The organism is Acetomicrobium mobile (genome assembly GCF_937920065.1).
The window spans coordinates 1-1,071 of record NZ_CALETC010000292.1; the positions used below are offsets into that span (position 1 = coordinate 1).

The 1,071-nt window shown below is 40.2% G+C and carries 3 protein-coding genes; all 3 read left to right on the forward strand.

Annotated features, from left to right (window positions below; genetic code table 11):
- Window positions 1–277: DUF2232 domain-containing protein (locus tag Q7P41_RS10705; RefSeq protein ID WP_303884155.1), on the forward strand; the 277-nt coding region annotated here is incomplete at its 5' end.
- A gap of 6 nt (window positions 278–283) precedes the next feature.
- Complete coding sequence (rplI, locus tag Q7P41_RS10710) at window positions 284–736, forward strand: 50S ribosomal protein L9 (protein ID WP_303884156.1); 453 nt, start codon at window positions 284–286, stop codon at window positions 734–736.
- Window positions 733–1,071, forward strand: a 339-nt coding sequence (locus tag Q7P41_RS10715; RefSeq protein WP_303884158.1) for a DnaB-like helicase N-terminal domain-containing protein, incomplete at its 3' end; no start/stop codon positions are given. The genes rplI and Q7P41_RS10715, both read left to right, overlap by 4 nt.

The window sequence follows — 1,071 nt, forward strand, 5'->3', positions numbered from 1 at the left end:
CCTTGTTCTTTCTTTTTTTGGCCGCAGCGGTAATAATATTGGTGTGCTATATGTGGTGGGCTTGAACTTAAAGGTTATTTCAATGATGCTTTTCTTAATTCAAGGGTTGGCGACTGTTTGGTATTTATTATCGAAATTATTGAAACAGAACATGAAAAGATGGGTTGGTATTTTAGTCGTTGTAATGGTCATATTTGTCCCCATACTCTCTATGGTTGTGATAATGTTAGGTTTTTTAGACATTTTAGTGGATCTTAGGTCAAAATTTCGGAGGTGATCTGATTTGCTGGTAATTTTGAAGCAGGATGTTGATAAATTGGGAAAGAGAGGGGATCTCGTTAAGGTTGCCGATGGTTATGCAAGAAACTATTTGATACCTCGAGGTCTAGCTGAGGAAGCAACGCCCGGTAAAATTAAACGGCTAGAGGAAATTAAAAAAATCGAGGAGAGACGAGCACAAAGAATGGAAGAGGAGGCACGCGAAAAATCCAAACTACTTCAAGGTAAGCAAGTAACTATACGTGTTAGCGCAGGGGAAAAGGGAAAGTTATTTGGAAGTGTCACTAATGCCCACATCAGCGAGGCTATATTGGAACAGTTGGGAGTAGAAGTGGATAAAAGGCTCATCAAGATGGAAGAACCCATTAAAGAACTGGGTCTTTATCCCCTAAAGATAAAACTTCACACAAATGTTGAGGTAGAAATGAAGCTAAAGGTGGAGGCGCAAGGAGCTTGAACCAAGAAATTGATAGGGTAATGCCACATAATCTCGATGCCGAAAGGGCTGTGTTGGGATCTTGCTTGCTTGATAAAGATGCTGCTTTATATGTGGTTGAGACGTTGCGAAAAGATGATTTCTACGATGCCATGCATCAGCTGTCATACGAAATTATTTCAGAGATGCTTAAAAAAGACAAAGCGGTGGACCCATTGACCTTTATCGAGGAGGCAAAAAAGCGAGGATTTCTCGATAGATTAGGAGGGCAATCGTTCGTTGCTTCTTTGATAGATACAGTACCTACTACTGCAAACGTGGAATATCATGCTCGCATTGTAAGAGATAAATCTGTA